Genomic DNA, 1,335 nt, shown 5'->3' with positions numbered 1-1,335 from the left:
CCTAGGCATAGTACCCGGGCACATCCATGCCGATGCGTTCTATCCCAGCGGTGTCTGAGCGAAGGCGCCATGCGAGCCCAATTTAAGTAATCCAAGGAAACCATGCCATGAATGAACCCCAACCGAATCATGGAAAAAGGCAAGTCCCAAACAGGTCATGAGTTGATCGGCGAAGTCGTGGAGATCGGTAAGAGCGTTGGGCGCTTCAAGCAGGGTGATCGCATCAGTATGGGGTACTCAGTCTCATGCGGACACTGCTACATGTGCGAGGTCGAGCAGACCGCACATTGCGAGACTACCAAAAACGCGGTCTATGGATTCGGCGTACCTTTCGGCGGCATCAATGGAACTCATGCGGAGGCCCTGATCGTTCCTCACGCGGATGGCCACGCGATGAATGTGCCGAAGGGAATTCCCGATGAAGCGGCGGTTACGCTTTCCTGCAACCTGCCGTCGGCAATCATCGCTAACCGCCTGGCCGATATCCAGGTCGGGGAGAATGTTGCACTGGTGGGCTGCGGGCCGACGGGAATGATGACTCTCGATATCGCGCTGCACAGAGGGCCAGGGCGCGTGGTTATCCTCGATAAGGTTGCCCATCGTCTTGACGTGGTGCGCAAAAAGGGGTGCGTCGCGATTGATGCGAACCAGGGAGACTGGAAAGAAAAAGCACTGGCAGAAACCGGCGGACGTGGCTTTGACAAAGTGATCGAGGTGGTCGGTTATCCCGAAACCCTACAGATGTGCCTCGATCTGGTTCGTCCCGGCGGAACGGTTGCCGCGATCGGCGTTTTCTGCGACTCAGCTTTCAATCTGAATTTGGCCGATGTGTTTCTGCGCAATATCAGCTTGCACATGAATGGCTTCGCTAACGCGCAGCCTTACATGTGGGAGGCATTGCGGATGATGGAGCGTGGTGTGATCAATCCGCAAGAGTACTTTTCACACGCGTTCGAACTTGTTGATGTCGACAAGGCATTCTCCGTCTTTCATCAGAAATCGGACAGCGCAATGAAGGTACTGATCCGGCCATAAACCTGCTTCGACGTAAAGCGAGGGCGAGCGCGCGAACGCTCATACCATTATTAGAAAAATCTGGTAAGGAGACGAAATTGAAGACCAATCAGAGTTGTGTCGCTGTGCGGGTGATCGTGGGTTTTTCGGTGGCATTATTTGCGATGGGCAATGCGAACGCTACTGACGTGTTCAATCTGGAGGGCTATGGCCCCGTGTCCCGGGCCATGGGGGGCACAGGCGTAGCATACGATATTGGCGCGGCCGCCATGATGGAGAACCCGGCAACGCTGGGCTTGATGGAGCATGGGGCCTATCTAG

Annotated in this window: 1 protein-coding gene and 1 pseudogene; both read left to right on the top strand. The window is 55.4% G+C overall.

Annotated elements, in window-relative coordinates; translation table 11 throughout:
* The first annotated feature begins 111 nt into the window (after positions 1 to 111).
* Positions 112 to 1,035, top strand: coding sequence for a zinc-binding dehydrogenase (locus tag ACSHSS_RS30180; RefSeq protein WP_232036327.1), 924 nt, complete (start codon positions 112 to 114; stop codon positions 1,033 to 1,035).
* A 77-nt stretch (positions 1,036 to 1,112) separates the two neighbouring features.
* Positions 1,113 to 1,335: pseudogene (locus tag ACSHSS_RS30175) on the top strand (aromatic hydrocarbon degradation protein); the annotation flags it as partial.

The organism is Burkholderia sp. BC1 (assembly GCF_052683555.1).
The sequence above is the reverse complement of the archived record's forward strand: the minus strand, read 5'-3'. Positions and strand labels throughout refer to the sequence as shown.

Bases quoted from the DNA above. Each gene is read 5' to 3' on its own strand.
- ACSHSS_RS30180 (WP_232036327.1), top strand. From the start codon at position 112: ATGAACCCCAACCGAATCATGGAAAAAGGCAAGTCCCAAACAGGTCAT.